This is a genomic window from Sphingopyxis sp. JAI128 (assembly GCF_014207235.1).
Classification (GTDB): Bacteria; Pseudomonadota; Alphaproteobacteria; order Sphingomonadales; family Sphingomonadaceae; genus Sphingopyxis.
In genome coordinates, this window is the sequence record NZ_JACHDA010000002.1 from 484,881 (window position 1) to 500,254 (window position 15,374).

General features: G+C 63.0%; 12 protein-coding genes. 7 read left to right on the forward strand and 5 right to left on the reverse strand.

Annotation, left to right across the window (positions count from 1 at the left end):
- The first annotated feature begins 186 nt into the window (after nt 1-186).
- Complete coding sequence (locus tag HDC35_RS06300) at nt 187-2,313, forward strand: TonB-dependent receptor (RefSeq protein ID WP_184644763.1); 2,127 nt, start codon at nt 187-189, stop codon at nt 2,311-2,313.
- A gap of 61 nt (nt 2,314-2,374) precedes the next feature.
- On the opposite strand, the gene fabG is transcribed toward HDC35_RS06300, so the two are convergent.
- From fabG to HDC35_RS06315, 3 genes are read right to left on the reverse strand one after another with little or no spacing between them, the layout of a single operon-like run.
- Complete coding sequence (gene fabG, locus HDC35_RS06305) at nt 2,375-3,115, reverse strand: 3-oxoacyl-[acyl-carrier-protein] reductase (protein ID WP_184644765.1); 741 nt, start codon at nt 3,113-3,115, stop codon at nt 2,375-2,377.
- 25 nt (nt 3,116-3,140) lie between these two features.
- Nucleotides 3,141-4,079 (reverse strand): ACP S-malonyltransferase, encoded by a 939-nt coding sequence (gene fabD, locus HDC35_RS06310; protein WP_184644766.1) that lies wholly within the window; start codon nt 4,077-4,079, stop codon nt 3,141-3,143.
- A 45-nt stretch (nt 4,080-4,124) separates the two neighbouring features.
- The gene (locus HDC35_RS06315; protein WP_184644768.1) at nt 4,125-4,952 is read right to left on the reverse strand and encodes an LD-carboxypeptidase; all 828 of its coding nucleotides are present in this window, start codon (nt 4,950-4,952) and stop codon (nt 4,125-4,127) included.
- A 154-nt stretch (nt 4,953-5,106) separates the two neighbouring features.
- Here HDC35_RS06315 and HDC35_RS06320 point away from each other — a divergent pair, with 154 nt between their 5' ends.
- The 5 genes from HDC35_RS06320 (at nt 5,107) to HDC35_RS06340 (ending at nt 8,523) form a co-directional block, all read left to right on the forward strand.
- Entirely contained in the window at nt 5,107-6,492 is a 1,386-nt protein-coding gene (locus tag HDC35_RS06320; protein ID WP_184644770.1) for a Mur ligase family protein, read from the forward strand.
- Nucleotides 6,493-6,650: 158 nt separating this feature from the next.
- The gene (gene rpsF / locus HDC35_RS06325) at nt 6,651-7,016 is read left to right on the forward strand and encodes a 30S ribosomal protein S6 (protein ID WP_037554563.1); all 366 of its coding nucleotides are present in this window, start codon (nt 6,651-6,653) and stop codon (nt 7,014-7,016) included.
- A gap of 11 nt (nt 7,017-7,027) precedes the next feature.
- Nucleotides 7,028-7,252: a 30S ribosomal protein S18 gene (gene rpsR, locus HDC35_RS06330; protein WP_037554562.1), complete on the forward strand. Its 225-nt coding sequence runs from the start codon at nt 7,028-7,030 to the stop codon at nt 7,250-7,252.
- Between the two features lie 13 nt (nt 7,253-7,265).
- Entirely contained in the window at nt 7,266-7,895 is a 630-nt protein-coding gene (gene rplI, locus HDC35_RS06335; protein ID WP_184644772.1) for a 50S ribosomal protein L9, read from the forward strand.
- A gap of 118 nt (nt 7,896-8,013) precedes the next feature.
- Nucleotides 8,014-8,523, forward strand: coding sequence for a hypothetical protein (locus tag HDC35_RS06340; protein WP_184644774.1), 510 nt, complete (start codon nt 8,014-8,016; stop codon nt 8,521-8,523).
- Here HDC35_RS06340 and folE read toward each other — a convergent pair.
- Nucleotides 8,517-9,119, reverse strand: a complete 603-nt coding sequence (gene folE, locus HDC35_RS06345; protein WP_184644776.1) for a GTP cyclohydrolase I FolE — start codon at nt 9,117-9,119, stop codon at nt 8,517-8,519. The two genes, HDC35_RS06340 and folE, sit on opposite strands and share 7 nt — an antisense overlap.
- A gap of 440 nt (nt 9,120-9,559) precedes the next feature.
- On the opposite strand from folE, the gene HDC35_RS06350 reads away from it, so the two are divergent.
- The gene (locus tag HDC35_RS06350) at nt 9,560-12,604 is read left to right on the forward strand and encodes a TonB-dependent receptor (RefSeq protein ID WP_184644778.1); all 3,045 of its coding nucleotides are present in this window, start codon (nt 9,560-9,562) and stop codon (nt 12,602-12,604) included.
- A gap of 147 nt (nt 12,605-12,751) precedes the next feature.
- Here the strand turns inward: HDC35_RS06350 and HDC35_RS06355 are convergent, their stop codons facing one another.
- The gene (locus HDC35_RS06355) at nt 12,752-15,325 is read right to left on the reverse strand and encodes a TonB-dependent receptor (protein ID WP_184644780.1); all 2,574 of its coding nucleotides are present in this window, start codon (nt 15,323-15,325) and stop codon (nt 12,752-12,754) included.
- Nucleotides 15,326-15,374: the final 49 nt, after the last annotated feature.

Sequence of the window (15,374 nt, forward strand, 5' to 3'; positions counted from 1 at the left end):
ATCTAGGGCGGCGCCCGTGGCCCCGCAAGACAGCTTCGCTTGCCTAGCCGATGAGGCGCCTTTGTCGACCAACGGCCATCGCCGCCCGACGAACGACTGGCCTGGGCGCCGGCAGGGCTTGTCATTGTGACAGTATAACATTACTGACGCGCCATCTGGTCGCCATAATTTCAGGACTTTCTCCCTATGCGTTTGCTTTGTTCCGCTGGCTTCACGCTTGCCCTTTTCCTCGCCGCCCCCGCCTTCGCGCAGGACCGTGCCAGTGCCGTCAGCGACGACGATGTGCACACGGGCGAACCGATCGTCGTCACCGCCCCCTACGTCCGCAGCCTCGACATCCTCGGCAATGTGTCGGTGATTGAGGGTGACGAGTTGGCGCGCGACATTCGCGGACAGATCGGCGACACGTTGACGCGGCAACCGGGCGTGTCGGCGACGAGCTTTTCGCCTGGTGCATCACGCCCCGTCCTGCGTGGTTTTTCGGGCGAGCGCGTCAAGGTCCTCACCGACGGCATCGGGTCGATCGACGCTTCGAATACGTCGGCCGACCACGCCGTTACCATCGACCCGCTGACGGTCGAGCGCGTCGAAATCCTGCGCGGCCCCGCGGTGCTGCTGTTCGGCAGCCAGGCGATCGGCGGCGCGGTCAACCTGTTCGACCGCCGGATCCCCCGCAAGATCCCCACGGACCATGTCCATGTCGATGCGATCGGCGGCTATGCGACCGCGGCCAACGACCGCAATATCGGCAGCTCGATCGACGTCGCGCTGAGCCCGCAGATCGTCGCCCATCTCGATGGCAGTTGGCGCAAGACGGGCGACACCCGTTCGGGAGGCTTCGTCTACGCCCCGGGCTTGCGCGGCGAATTGCTCGACCTTGCAGCCGAAGAAGCCGAAGAAGGCCATGTCGACGAGGCAGCCGAACTGACCGAACAGGCGGGCAAGCGCGGCAAGATCGACAATACGCAGAGCGAGACATGGACCGCCGGCGGCGGGCTATCGCTGATCAACGAGGGCGGCCAGCTGGGCATTTCGGTCGGCTATTTCGACACCAATTACGGCGTGCCCGATCGTCCGAACACCGCGCACGAGCATGAAGGCGAAGAGGAAGAAGGCGGCCATGACCATGGCGAAGGCCCGGTCACCATCGGCATGAAGCAATGGCGCGCAGACCTGCGCGGCGAAGTCGAACTGGGCGATGGCTTTTTCGACAAGCTGCGTATTCGCGGGGGCTTTGCCGATTACAAGCACACCGAGTTCGAAGGCGACGAGGTCGGTACCGTCTTCACCAACCAGGGCGTCGAAGGCCGTCTCGAGCTGGCGCAGAACGATCACGGCGGCTGGCGGGGCGCCAGCGGCGTTCAGTACAGCCACCGTGATTTCAACGCGATCGGCGCCGAAGCCTTTGTCCCGCGTAACCTGACCGACCAGTTCGCGCTCTTCACCCTCCAGGAATATACGATGGGTCCGCTCGGACTCGAAGCTGCGGCGCGTTACGAAAAGACCAATGTGCGCGCGCAGACGCTGGGCTTCAAACGCAATTTTGACAGCTTTTCGGGCGCGCTCGGCGCAACCTACGACATCTTCGACGGCGCGAAATTCGGCGTTTCGGTATCGCGCGCGGTGCGCGCGCCATCGGCCGAAGAACTGCTGTCGACCGGCCCGCATATCGCCACGCAAAGCTTCGAGGTCGGCAATCCCGATCTGAAGCGCGAATCCAACTGGGGGGCCGAAGCGTCGTTCAAGCTCAAGACCGACGGCTTCGACCTCAGCCTTACCGGCTATTCGAACTGGTTCGACAATTTCATCTATTCGGCCGCGACCGGCGCCGAAGAGGATGAACTGCCCGTCTTCCAATATTTCCAGCGCGACGCACGCGTCTATGGCTTCGAGGCCGAAGCGAGCGCACGGCTCGCGCAGATCGGCGGCTTCAATATCGTCGGCGACGTCACCGCCGATATGACGCGCGCCAAGATCAAGAATGCGGGGCTCGATCGCAATGTGCCGCGCATCCCGCCGCTGCGCGTGCTCGGCGGGCTGGAAGCGCAGGGCGAACGCGTCGATGCGCGGGTCGAGGTCGAATGGACCGACGACCAGACGCGCGTCGCGCAGTTCGAAACGCCGACCGACGGCTTCACCCTCGTCAACGCGTCGCTCAGCTGGCGCCCGCTTCCCGAGGCGAAGAATCTGACGCTCAGCCTGTCGGCGAACAATATCTTCGACGTCGAGGCGCGCCGCCACGCCAGCTTTACCAAGGATTATGTACCGCTGGCAGGCCGCGACTTCCGCCTGACGGCGCGGGCGAGCTTTTGATCCCTCGCTCCGCTCGTCCCGAGGACCGGGTCCGGTTGAACCGGACCCGGTCCGTTCGCAATCAGGACAGCATCGCCATGCCGCCATTCACGTGCAGCGTCTGGCCGGTGACATAGCCGGCTTCCTTCGATGCCAGATAGACGACGGCGGCCGCGATGTCGCTGCCCTCGCCCATCCGGCCTGCGGGAATACGCTGGTTGAGCGCTTCCTTTTGCACGTCGGGCAGGTCGTCGGTCATCGCGGTCGCGATGAAGCCCGGCGCGACACAGTTGACGGTGATGCCGCGGCTCGCCAGTTCCTGCGCCAACGCCTTGGTCATGCCCGTGACCCCCGCCTTCGACGCCGCATAATTCGCCTGCCCCGGATTACCCGTCGCGCCGACGACGCTGGTGATCGAGACGATGCGCCCGAAACGCGCTTTCATCATCGGCTTGGCGGCGGCACGCGCGAGACGGAAATTTGCCTCCAGGTTGATGCGGATGACGTCCGACCACTCCTCGTCCTTCATCCGCATGATGAGGTTGTCGCGCGTGACGCCGGCGTTGTTGACCAGGATGTCGACCTGCCCGAGTGCCTCGACCGCCGACGGCACAAGAGCATCGACTGCTGCGCCATCGCCAAGGTTACAAGGCAAGGCAACATGGTCGCCGCCAAGCGTGTCGCGGAAGGCGTTCAACTTGTCGGCGTTCGAGCCCGACACCGCGAGCCGCGCGCCCTGCGCGGCGAGCGCCTGTGCGATGGCCGAACCGATACCGCCCGAGGCGCCGGTGACAAGGGCGGTCATGCCGGTGAGATCGAACATCTGAGTTTCTCCTGAAATCTTGTAATTAGAGCGTCTTGAGCAGCGCTTCTATGTCATCCATCGAAATGACGCTGATCGTCTCGACCTCCCCCGCCGCGCTGCGCTTGACCATCGGCGAGAGAACCTTGCCGCCGAACTCGACGAAGTGCTGAATGCCGATATCCTCCATCGCGCGGACACTTTCGCGCCAGCGGACGCGGCCGGTGACTTGGCTGACGAGGAGGTCGCGAATCTGGTCCGCGTCGCTGACCGGGCTCGCCGTGACGTTCGCGACGACGGGCACGAGTGGTGCGGCGGGCGATTCGGTGCCGAGCGCTTCGGCCATAGCGTCGGCGGCGGGCTGCATCAGCGGGCAATGAAAAGGCGCCGAGACGGGGAGCAGCACGCCGCGCTTGATGCCATAATCTTTCACGAGAGCGACGGCGCGCTCGACCGCCCCCTTGTGGCCCGAGATCACGACCTGCGACGGGTCGTTGTCGTTGGCGACCGTGCAGACCTCGCCCTCGGCCGCAGCATCGGCAAGCTTCTGCGCGGTGTCGATATCGGCGCCGAGCAGCGCGGCCATCGCGCCGATGCCGACGGGCACCGCCGCCTGCATGGCCTGCCCGCGGGTCTTGAGGAGGCGCGCGGTGGTCGCGAGGTCGAAGGCGCCCGCAGCGCAGAGCGCGCTATATTCGCCGAGACTGTGGCCTGCGACATAGTCGGCCTTGGCGGTGAGCGTCACGCCGCCTTCCTTTTCGAGGACGCGCAACGTCGCGATCGCATTCGCCATGATCGCGGGCTGGGCGTTTTCGGTGAGGGTGAGCTGATCCTCGGGGCCTTCGCTCATCAGCTGGAACAGCTTCTGCCCGAGGGCGTCGTCGACCTCCTGGAAGACCTCGCGCGCAACCGGCGAAGCATCGGCGAGCGCCTTGCCCATTCCGACCGCCTGACTGCCCTGACCCGGAAAGATGAATGCGCGCATATTGCGTCCCCTAGCGTAATTTCGAATTGCGCCGCGCCTATTCCTTCACCCCGCGCGATGCAAGCCGAAGGGCACGACCTTGTTCGCCGCGTCGTGGCCGATGTCGGCCCGTCCAAGCCAGGCGATGCCCGCGCGCGCGCACCAGCCTTGCACGATCTCCTCGGCCTCTAGGCCGAAAGGCCGGTCGTTTTCGGGAATGTCGCTGACGCGGCCGAGACGGATCCCTGCAATGTCGCGCGGGCCGAGATAATTCGCGACGTGGAAGAAAGCGCGGTCGACGGCGTAGAGATATTCGCTGACCTCCTCGACGATGAGGACATGGCCGCCAAGGTCGGGTTCGAGCGAGGTGCCGAGCAGCATCGACAGCGTCATCAGGTTGAACGCCGCGTGGCGTGCGCCATGCTGCAAGCCCGGCTCGCACGCCGCCGGGTCGCGCGCGACAAGCCAGTCGAGCGCGCGCAGCACCGCGGCATCGCCGCCCTCGCGTCGGATATCGGCGACCATCGGACCATGCGCGACATGGTCGAAGCCGTCGCGGTAGAGCGCGCCGAGCAGATTGCCCTGATCCGAATAGCCGAGGAAGGCCTTGCCGCGCGCCACATCGGTCATCGCCGCGACCGCATCCTCGGCGATCCGGCACGCGCCATAACCGCCGCGCGCGAACCAGACCGCATCGATATCGGGGCGGTTCGCCATTTCGACGAGCGCGGCGAAGCGGTGCCCGTCCTCGCCCGCGAAATGGCCGTGCATCGCGAAGCATTGCGGGTCGAAGACAAGCTCGACTTCGGGATAGCCGAGGCTAGCGAGCGCGCGCACCGCCTCCGCATCGTCGGGGAGGATGGGGGTGGAGGGAGCGACGATACCAATGCGCATGACCCGGCCTTTGTTTTCCGTTCGTGTCGAGCGAAGTCGAGACACCCATCGACATGGCGACGGGCCGAGGGGCATCTCGACTTCGCTCGATGCGAACGGGAAAGGGCTTGCCGCTCTTGTTGCAAACCCTTCGCCAAAGCCATATCGCGCGGCCATGTCGGAAAACAAATCCTATTTTTTCTGCGGCATCGGCGGATCGGGCATGTTGCCCCTCGCGATGATCGTCGCGGCACGCGGCGCGGCGGTTTCGGGGTCGGACCGCAGCCGCGACCAAGGCCGGACGCCCGAGAAATTCGCCTGGCTCGAAACCCAGGGCATCGCATTTTTCCCGCAGGACGGCAGCGGGCCCAAGGCGGGGCAGATCCTCGTCGCATCGGCCGCGATCGAAGACAGCGTGCCAGACGTTGCCGCCGCCAATGCCCTCGGCCTGCCGCGCCTGACGCGCGCCGACCTAAACGCCGCGCTGTTCAACGCAGCCGGCAGCGCGATCGGTGTCGGCGGCACCAGCGGCAAGTCTACCGTGACGGGGATGATCGGTTGGATTCTCGAAAGCACAGGACGCAAGCCGACAGTGATGAACGGCGCGGTGATGCGCAATTTCGCCGGAGCTAAGATGCCGTTCGCGAGCGCGCTCGTCGGCGATGCGGCGATCTACGTCAGCGAGGTCGATGAAAGTGACGGGTCGATCGCGCTGTACGCGCCGGACGTCGCGGTCGTCACTAATATCAGCCTCGATCACAAGAGCCTTGCCGAACTCCATCAACTCTTCGGCGATTTCGCCGCAAAGGCGCGCGTGGCGGTGATCAATGCCGACGACGTCGAATCCGTCCCGCTTGTGTCGGCGCGTAATGTCGTCGCGTTCGGATTCGGCGATACGGCGACGGTGCGCGGCAGCGATTTCGAAGCGTTGCCCGACGGATGCCGCTTCGCAGTCCATGTCGATGGCACCTCCTATCAAGTGAAGCTGCGCATGCCGGGGCGGCACAACGCCGCCAATGCGCTCGCAGCGATCGCCGCAACGCACGCGAGGGGCGCAACCGTCGCGCAAGCGGTCGAAGCGCTTGCCGATTTCGCAGGCCTCGCGCGGCGTTACGAGGTGCTCGGGCAAGCCAACGGCATCACCGTCATCGACGATTTCGCCCACAATCCCGACAAGGTCGCCGCCACCCTTGCCGCCGTCGCCGAGCTGCCGGGCCGCGCCTTGCTGTTTTTCCAGCCGCACGGTTACGGCCCGCTACGCCAGATGGGCAAGGAACTCGCAGCCAGCTTCGCGAATGGGATGCGCGACGGCGACAAGCTCTATGTCTGCGACCCGATCTATTTTGGCGGCACCGTCGACCGCAGCGTCGGCAGCGAGACGCTGGTCGCCGACATAGTTGCAGGTGGCGGCGACGCGGCCCACCTCACGACGCGCGCCGCATGCGGCGCGGCGATGCTCGACGAGGCAAAGGCAGGCGACCGCATCCTGATCCTCGGCGCGCGCGACGACACGCTCACCGAATTTGGGCGCGATCTGCTGGAAAAACTCGCCCGCGCTTGATTTCTGCCCGCGAATCTGTATAGGCGCGCTCATTCGGGGCGAGGCCACGTTGCCATCGCCCCGTTTGTTTTGCACGAATACGCAGAGCCAGACGACAGCCGGAGGGGTTTCGCGATTGGCGCGAAATCAGCGATCGGCCAAATCGAAGGAAGCGCATCATGCCGTTTTACGAGCATGTCTTTATCGCGCGTCAGGACCTGAGCCAGGCTCAGGTCGATGCGCTGGCGGAAACCGTCACGAACGTCATCGGCGAATTCAAGGGCACGGTCCACAAGACCGAGACTTGGGGCCTCAAGCAGCTCGCCTACAAGATCCAGAAGAACCGCAAGGGTCATTATGTAATGCTGTCGGCCGAAGTGTCGGGCGAAGCCATCGCAGAGATCGAGCGTCAGGCTGCGATCAACGAAGATATCATCCGCTGGCTCACCATCAAGGTTGACGAACTCGAAAAGGGTCCGTCGGTGATGATGCGCAAGCAGGAACGCCGCGGCGGCCGTGGCCGTGACCGCGACGGCGAAGAATAAGGAACAGCACAATGGCAAGACCCTTTTTCCGCCGCCGCAAGACCTGCCCCTTCAGCGCGAAGGATGCACCGGTCATCGATTACAAGGACGTCCGCCTGCTCCAGGGTTACCTGTCGGAGCGCGGCAAGATCGTCCCGTCGCGGATCACCGCGGTGTCCACCAAGAAGCAGCGTGAGCTGGCGAAGGCGATCAAGCGTTCGCGCCACATCGGCCTGCTCCCCTACATCGTGAAGTAAGGAGGGCGGACCGATGGAAATCATCCTGCTCGAACGTATCGAGAAACTGGGCGGTATCGGCGACGTCGTCACCGTCAAGAACGGCTTTGCCCGTAACTATCTGCTGCCGAACAACAAGGCGCTCCGTGCGAACGAAGCCAACCGCAAGCTGTTCGAAGCCAATCGTTCGAAGATCGAGGCCGACAACGCCGAACGTCGCACCGACGCCGAAGGCCGCGCGAAGGACATCGATGGCAAGCAGATCGTCCTGATCCGCCAGGCGTCGAACACCGGCCAGCTTTATGGCTCGGTCGCCGTCCGCGACATCGTCGAGGCGCTGACCGAAGACGGCGTCCAGGGCGTGACCAAGGCGATAGTCGAACTCGAACGCCCGATCAAGTCGCTCGGCCTCGTCGACGTCAAGGTCAAGCTGCACCCCGAGGTTGTCGTGACCGTCGGCGTCAACGTCGCGCGTTCGCCCGACGAAGCCGAAATGCAGAAGCAGGGCATCGACGTCATCGCCGCGATGTTCGAAGAGGAACAGGCCGAAGCCGCTGCTGCCGCGCTCGAACCCGACAGCGAGGACGAATTCGAAGACGCGACGCCGCCTTCGCAACTCGCTGCCGAGGACGCTCCGGCTGCGGACGAGGACGAAGAGGCCTGAGCTTCTTCTTCTCGCAAGTAAGAAAAAAGGCTTCGGAATATCGGTTCCGGAGCCTTTTTCTTTGACGACGCATGGACAGCGAGGCAATTTTCGCGAGATGAGTCGATCGGGAACAATATTGCTGACGTGTCTGTTGGTGGCGGGTTGCGGGGCGCAACATGACGCGGCAGAAAAACGGCCCACCCGCGATCTCGAAACTCTGGTTCGCAACGAGATCGCAAGCGACGAAGAAGATTGGGCGGGGGACGGATTATTTGGCCCGGTGAAACTGAATATTCTGAAGGCATCGGTTCCCGGCACGGCGCTCACGCTGATCTACCCTTACGGCGGTCGTATTTGTGGCTCGGGCGGCTGCTCACTCTTTGTGGTGGAGCACGATGACGATGGGGTCAGAATTATCGGCCGGACGGCGCAGGTCCTTCTGCCGGTTAAACGCGTCGCGGACGGCAGCTCGGCCCATCCCGATTTCAGCGTTTTCCTTCGCGGCTACGGTGAATTCGGGACCCGGGTGAGACTGGCCTATGCTGCGGGACGCTATCCCGGCAATGCGTTACCGCCCACACATCGGCTACCTGACGACGGCGACGGCCTCGTGCTGCTCGACTATCCGCGCGCGACCCCTCAATAGCCCATCAGCGACAGCACTTCCTTGCGGCTGCGTTCGTCTTCGAGGAAACAGCCGAGCAGGCGGCTGGTCACCATGCCGACGCCGGGGGTGCGGACGCCGCGCCCGGTCATGCACCCGTGCTGCGCGTCGATCACCACCGCAACGCCGTGCGGGTGGAGATTGTCCCATATGCATTTCGCGACTTCGGCGGTCAGCCGTTCCTGCACCTGCAGGCGCCGCGCATAGCCGTTGAGCACGCGCGCGAGCTTCGAGATGCCGACGACGCGATCCTTGGGCAGATAGGCGATCGATGCCTTGCCGGTGATCGGCGCCATATGATGTTCACAGTGCGACTGGAACGGGATGTCGCGCAGGAGCACGATCTCGTCATAGCCGCCCACTTCCTCGAAAGTGCGCGACAAATGGATCGCAGGATCGTCGGCATAGCCCGAGCAATATTCTTTCCACGCGCGCGCGACGCGCCGCGGCGTATCGAGCAGGCCTTCGCGCTGCGGATCGTCGCCCGCCCATTCGATAAGCGTCCGCACGGCGTCCGCAACATGATCGGGCACGACCACCTTGCCGTCCGGTCCCAACTCGGTCCTGTTGTCGCTCATCGCCCCGCTTTCACTGTTGCCTTGATGTCGCACATTTCGACGTCCCGGTGCCGATAAGCAAGGGCCGGACCAAAAGAAATTGTCCTCCCTCATCAACTTTACGTTGCGGAATCTTAGCTTTTTCACCTTTCCAAGAGGCGCGGATTCACGTCCTTTTTTGGGCCTAACAAGTGACTTGACGCTTTCGTCAACTCGGCGCACCTTTGTCTTGCATTACAGAACCCGCCCAAGCGGGTCGTGATCCGGAGAGGCCGCGCGTTTTTCCCCGACGCCGGCGGGAGAGGACGATGACCAGCACAGCTGGCAAGTGGGACATCAATGCGCGCCTGGCCATGGCGGTCCGGCGACCTTTGCCATGCCTGGTCGGTTCCCCTCCCCTTACCATAATTTGAAAGTTGGGCGTTCCCGCACCTCGCGGGTTCGAAAAAGGGAGGCTGTAAATGAAGTTCAAGGCACTGATCGGAACCTCGATCCTTGCGATGACGGTGGCGGCACCGGTCTATGCGCAGGATGCGGCGGAAGAAGTTGAACGCGATGCTTTCGGCGGCGAAATCGTCGTCACGGCGCAGCGCCAGTCGGAACGCCTGCAAGACGTGCCGATCGCGGTCAGCGCCTTTTCGAGCGAGGCGCTCGAAGCGCAGCAGATCAAGACGCCGTCGGATCTTCAGCTGACGTTGCCCAACGTCACCTTCACCAAGACCAATTTTACGGGCGCGAGCTTCACGATCCGTGGCATCGGCGATCTTTGCGTCGGCACGACCTGCGACAGCGCGACCGCGATCCACCTGAACGGCGACCCGCTGTTTTCGACCCGCCTGTTCGAAACCGAATTCTACGACCTCGAACGCGTCGAGGTGCTGCGCGGGCCCCAGGGGACGCTGTTCGGGCGCAACGCTACGTCGGGCGTGGTCAACGTCATCACCGCGAAGCCGAAACTCGGCACTTTCGAAGCCGCCGCCGAAGCCGAATATGGCAATTATGAATCGATGAAGGGCAAGGCGATGGTGAATATCCCGGTCGGGGACACCATGGCGCTGCGCGTTGCGGGCATCTACCTGAACCGCGACGGCTATACGAAAAACACCTTCCTCAACACGCGTATCGACGATCGCGACCTCTATTCGGTTCGCGGGTCGCTGCGCTGGGAGCCGACCGACGATACGACGATCGACCTGCTCGCATCCTATTTCCGCGAAAAGGACCGGCGCACGCGCATCCAGAAACAGCTCTGCCAACGCGACCCGACCGGCATCCTCGGCTGTCTCAACAGCCGCCTCGACAATTCGCCCTTCAACGGCAATGCGACCTTTACCGCGGCGTTGACTTCGCGCGAGTTCCTGGCGATCCGCGGTATTCCGCAAGGCTTCGCGCTTGGCAGCCTTTATGGCCCCGACGTCTATGCCAACACCACGATCCCGGACGATCCGCGGACGGTGAACACCGCCTATACCCCCGAATATTTCACCAGCGAACTAACGCTACAAGGCCAGATCGAGCATAATTTCGGACCCGTCTCGCTCCAGGTCTCGGGCCAGTATCAAAAGGTCAAGCTCGACGCGTCGCAGGATTACAACAGCAATGTCGGCAACCGCTCGCTCTATGCGCAGGGACTGAACACGCTCACCTTCTTCGCGGCCAACCCCATTCCGCTGGGCGTGGACGCGGGCGGAAACCCCATCCTGTCCAACGCCTATTTCGGCCCGGTGGCTACGGCGATCATTCCCAACGGCCCCGACGGTCAACTCTGTACGTCCCTCGCCGAGGAAAGCGGCTATGGAAGCTACGGCGGCCAGAAGATCTGTAGCGACCAGTCACTCCAGTTCGACAGGTCGAACCAGTATAACAGCAGCTGGTCGGTCGAGGGCATTTTGTCGAGCGACCTCGACGGGCCGTTCAACTTCCTGGTCGGCGGCATCTATGCCGATTACCACCTGACCGAGAACAGCTATTATGTGAACGCCTTCCCGATCGATTATCTGACCGGGGTATTGGGGGCGTTCACCGCGGCGACCAACCGCGTTCCCGATCCGAACAATCCGGGGCAGACGATCGCGGCCCCCTTGCCGCCGTCGTTCCTCGCGACGCCTTTCTTCCGCAACAACACCGATGATCTGAAAATCCGGTCCTACGGACTCTTCGGCGAAGCCTATTTCGAGATCAGCGATCGGCTGAAACTGACGGCGGGCCTGCGCTACAATAATGACAAGAAGAGCGTGCGCGCGCGTTCGACGTTGGCGAGCTTCCTTGCGCCGCATGGCGGGACGGGCAGCGCGTTCGACTCGCCGTTCGTGGGCTCGTTCGACGCCGACCCCGGCACCCCGGGCAACCAGATCATCCAGGAACGATCGGTCAAGTTCAACAAGCTGACCGGCCGCGTGGTGCTCGATTTCAAGGTCACCGAGGATAATCTGCTCTATGCCTCCTATTCGCGCGGCTATAAATCGGGGGGGATCAACCCGCCGCTGCAGCCGATCTTCGCGGTCCCCGAAAGCTTCAAGCCCGAACAGGTCGATGCGTTCGAAATCGGGTCGAAAAACACCTTCGGCAACGGCGCGCTCCAGCTGAACCTCACCGCCTTCTACTATAAGTATAAGGATCTGCAGCTCAGCAAGATCGTCGCCCGCACCGCGGTCAACGACAATGTCAGCGCCGACATCTATGGCTTCGAGGCCGAAGCGATCGTTCGGCCCGACCCCGACTTCGTCGTCAACCTCGGCTTCAGCTACCTGCACAGCAAGGTCACCGACGACAAGTTTACCAGCAACCCGCGCGATTTCGGCGGCGGCCGCGCCGACTCCGTCATTATCAAGGACATCACAAACGCCGCGAACTGCGCAGTGGCGCCGGCCGTTGCTGGAAATGCCGCTGGCACTAATTTGTTCGTCAACACCGCCAACAGCATTATTGGAGCAGGTCTGCAGCCGACGACGGCGTTCCCCGCAGACGGCGGAATTGCCTCCACCGGCGCCTTTAGTGTTTGCTCTGTCCTGCAACAATTGAGCGGGGTAGACCCCGTTACCGGCGGCTTCGTTGCACCGCCGGCCGCTCTTGCAGCTCTCTTCGGCACCCGGCCCGACGGCACGTTGCCGTTCGACGTCTTCACCGCTGGTATCCCCGTCAATATCAAGGGCAACCAGCTGCCGCAGGCGCCGAACTACAAGTTCAGCGCCGGTGTGCAATATACGGCGCGGCTGGGGGGCGACATGTCGCTCGTCCCGCGCTTCGACCTCGCCTATACGGGTGAAAGCTATGGCAGCATCTTCAACGGCAACGTCAACCGGATCAAGGGCTATGCCCAGGTCAACGCCCAGCTACAGCTGAACGGTCCCGACGATAAATGGTATGTCAAAGGCTTCATCCAGAACGTCTTCGACGCCAACAGCGTCACGGGCCTCTACATCACCGACCAGTCATCGGGGAATTACACCAACATCTTCACGCTCGAACCGCGCCGCTACGGCATCGCGGCGGGTGTGCGGTTCTAACAACTACTGACAACCACGGAAAAAGCCCCGGCCTCTCGAAGGGAGGCCGGGGCTTCCTTTTTGATCGGGCCCGACGAAACGAAAAGGGCCGGGCCGTCATGCGATGGCCCGGCCCCTTCGTTGACCCCGAGGGATCACCGCATCAAATCAGAACTTCGCGCGCAGCTTCACCCCATAGAGCCGCGGCGGCGCAGGATAGACGGCGAAGCTCGCGCTCTGCTCCGGGATCGGGAAGGCGGTAATGTTGTAGTATTTGTTGAACAGGTTCTCGACATAGAATTCGACCGCATAATTCTGGTCGGGCCCGAAATTCAGCCCCGCCCGTGCATTGACGATCGTGTAGCCGTCGTTGGTCGTGAACGGTACCGCAACCGGATCGTTCATCGTATTCGCGTCGCTGTTCGTCCGCCAGTCGAGGTGCACGAGGCCGCCGACATTGCTGCTGATCTGCGGCGTCCAGGTGACCGCGCCCGTAACGACGTGCTTCGGCGAATTGGTCAGCGGCAGGCCGTTGTCCGTGCCGGCGGCCGGGTCCTTCACTTCCGTATCGATATAGGAATAGCCGAGCGTGAAGTTGAGGTTCGGGGCCGGACGGATGACGGATTCGAGCTCGACACCCTTCGCCACGAGCTTGTCGAAATTCTGGACGACGAAGTTATTCCCCTCGAACGCCAGGTTCTGATAGCCCTTGAGCTCGGTATAGAAGGCATTGGCGTTGAACTGGAACGCATTGCTGAAATCGGTCTTCACCCCGAATTCGAACGAATCGACGTCTTCATTCCCGAATTCAAGGTCGGACGCCTGTGCGCCATTGCCGCCGAGAAATGCCGTGTCGAACGAACCGCGGTCGAGATTGTAGCCGCCCGATTTATAGCCGCGGTCATAACCGCCATAGACCATCACGCGATCATCGAGCTTGACCGACAGCTTGGCGGTGCCGGTCAGCTTGCTCTCGCTGCGCTTGTCGCGATAGATGCCGTTGAATTCGGGATTGACCACGGGGTTGCAGACGAGGTTGAAGATCGCGTTGCCAAGGCCCGACGGCAGTCCCTGCAACGCCTGGCGATAGAGCGCGTAGCGGGGACCTTGCAGCGTCGAGCAGCCCGGCAGGTTCGACTGCAGGTCGGCGTTCAGCTTCTTCGTTTCATGATTGTAGCGCAGCCCGACGGTCAGCGAGACATTATCGTTGAAATCGATGATGTTGTGCGTGAACAGCGCGAAGGCTTCGGTGTTGACGCGATAGGCGTCGCCGATCTGGCCCTGTCCGGCCTGCGGCGCGGGCAGCGGCGTCAGGAAGGTATCGAGCACGCCCGCCTGTGCGGCAGCGGCAGCGAGCTGCGGATTGGATGCCAGCAGCACCTGACCCACCAGCGGCGAATTCGGGATCGACTGGAAAATCTGGAAACCCGTGGGTCCGGGCACCGCGGAATCGGTCAGCGCGTTGATGAAGGCGTCGACATATTGCGCGCCCTGCGTGCCGAAACGCGTCCGTTCGGTATATTTCAGCTTTTCGTTGAGGTAGAAGCCACCAATCAGCCAGTCGACGTGATCGTCGAAGGCCGTGCCCTTGAGCCGGACTTCCTGCGTGAAGTCACGCATGTTGATCGGCATATTTTCACGATAGGCGCGATCGATGCCCGAGAAGTCGACGTCCATGCCGCGGGTCGCCTTCCAGTCGCGATATGCGGTGATCGACGTCAGTTCGACGCCGCCCAGATCCCAGTCGAGCTGGCCGGAAACGCCCCATTCGCGCATTTTCTCGGTGAGGTCGCGATTTGGCGAATAGGCGACTTCGCGATCCTTGGGGTTAAAGGGCGTCACGATACCCGTCAGGCCGTTGGCGGCGGCGAGGCCCTGGATGACCGCGCTCGCGGCAAAGGCTGCCGTGCCCGGCTGGGCAAAGCCCGAATTGGTGTTGAGCGCACCGCAGCACTGCTCGTCGGTCTTGGCATAGTCGGCGATCAAGCGGAACGAGACATCGTCCTTTTCGAACAGGGCCTGGCCGCGTACCGACCAGCGGTCGAGGTTGTTGAAACGGCGATCGCTGTTGACGTCTTTGATGTAGCCGTCGCGCTTGTGATAGCCGCCGTCGAGCCGCACCGCGAGCGTTTCGGAGACCGGCCCAGTGACCCCCGCCTTCAGTTCCATTTCGTCCAGATTGCCATAGCTTGCCTCGGCATAGCCGCCGAGGTTGAAGCTCGGTTTCTGGGTCACGATGTTCAGCGCGCCGGCCGATGTGTTGCGGCCGAACAGCGTTCCCTGCGGCCCGCGCAGCACTTCGACGCGATCGATCGGCGGCAGGTCGGCAAGCGCAAGGCCTGCGCGCGCGCGGAACACGCCGTCGACGAAGACGCCGACCGACGGTTCGAAGCCGGGGTTGTCGCCCGCGGTGCCGATGCCGCGGATGCGCAACACCACACCGGTCGCCGACGACTGGCCGGTCGTCGCCTGAAAGCTCGGGGCAATCTGGCGAAGCCCGCGAATATCGCTGATGCCGGAATTTTCGAGCTGCTCACCGCCGACCACATTGACCGCGATTGGAATATCCTGCGACCGCTGCGCGCGTCCGGTCGCGGTGACGATGATGTCATTGCCATAATCACTGTCGTCGACCGCTACCGCCGCATCGTCGGCGGGCGCGACGTCCTGGGCAAAAGCGATGGCGGGGGTCGTGATGGCGCACAGCGTGGTGGCGCCCAACAATATGTTGCGCAAAGTCATGATGGTGCCTCTCTCCAAAACCATCCGGGCGCAGCTGAAAGCTTAACGG

What these genes read in the sequence shown, in the direction of transcription:
- rpsR (WP_037554562.1), top strand. Translation starts at nt 7,028, where the DNA reads ATGGCAAGACCCTTTTTCCGCCGCCGCAAGACCTGCCCCTTCAGCGCG.
- HDC35_RS06355 (WP_184644780.1), bottom strand. Translation starts at nt 15,325, where the DNA reads ATGACTTTGCGCAACATATTGTTGGGCGCCACCACGCTGTGCGCCATC.
- rplI (WP_184644772.1), top strand. Translation starts at nt 7,266, where the DNA reads ATGGAAATCATCCTGCTCGAACGTATCGAGAAACTGGGCGGTATCGGC.
- HDC35_RS06315 (WP_184644768.1), bottom strand. Translation starts at nt 4,952, where the DNA reads ATGCGCATTGGTATCGTCGCTCCCTCCACCCCCATCCTCCCCGACGAT.
- HDC35_RS06320 (WP_184644770.1), top strand. Translation starts at nt 5,107, where the DNA reads ATGTCGGAAAACAAATCCTATTTTTTCTGCGGCATCGGCGGATCGGGC.
- folE (WP_184644776.1), bottom strand. Translation starts at nt 9,119, where the DNA reads ATGAGCGACAACAGGACCGAGTTGGGACCGGACGGCAAGGTGGTCGTG.
- HDC35_RS06350 (WP_184644778.1), top strand. Translation starts at nt 9,560, where the DNA reads ATGAAGTTCAAGGCACTGATCGGAACCTCGATCCTTGCGATGACGGTG.
- HDC35_RS06300 (WP_184644763.1), top strand. Translation starts at nt 187, where the DNA reads ATGCGTTTGCTTTGTTCCGCTGGCTTCACGCTTGCCCTTTTCCTCGCC.
- fabG (WP_184644765.1), bottom strand. Translation starts at nt 3,115, where the DNA reads ATGTTCGATCTCACCGGCATGACCGCCCTTGTCACCGGCGCCTCGGGC.
- rpsF (WP_037554563.1), top strand. Translation starts at nt 6,651, where the DNA reads ATGCCGTTTTACGAGCATGTCTTTATCGCGCGTCAGGACCTGAGCCAG.
- fabD (WP_184644766.1), bottom strand. Translation starts at nt 4,079, where the DNA reads ATGCGCGCATTCATCTTTCCGGGTCAGGGCAGTCAGGCGGTCGGAATG.